The sequence below is a fragment of the Alcanivorax sp. HI0083 genome (assembly GCF_001635175.1).
The window spans coordinates 1-413 of record NZ_LWFX01000597.1 but is presented as its reverse complement, the minus strand read 5'-3'; the positions used below and the strand labels follow the sequence as shown (position 1 = coordinate 413).

Annotated in this window: 1 protein-coding gene; it reads right to left on the bottom strand. The window is 50.4% G+C overall.

The genetic code is table 11. The features are described 5' to 3' along the window. Nucleotides 1-129: 129 nt before the first annotated feature. Nucleotides 130-413: HNH endonuclease (locus A3754_RS06055; RefSeq protein WP_197468499.1), on the bottom strand; the 284-nt coding region annotated here is incomplete at its 5' end.

Sequence of the window (413 nt, the reverse complement as noted above, 5' to 3'; positions counted from 1 at the left end):
CTGAACAATAAGGTGCGAGCGATATTTCAGTGTATCTGAATTCGCATCAAGGCAATGTGAAATATGGTGAGCGAAGCGGCGAGTTGTAAATAAAAACGCAGCAGCGCCTGCATTTTTTTACATTCCGTTTTACAACAACCGGCTTTCTTTACCAAACTGGCTGCGCAGGAACTCCATTTGATCGCCACGGATACGGTGGCTGTTAATCAGCGCCAGATACTCCGCCATATTAGGCACATAGGGCAACGCCAGTAATTCCATCTCGATTTCGTCAAGCCGATGGCTACCCTTGCGCTGGTTACAGCGCCGACACGCCGATACCACATTCAGCCAACGGTCTTTTCCCCCGCGCGAAGTGGGCACGATATGGTCACGGGTGAGCACGTTTTCGGGAAACGGTTTACCGCAATAGA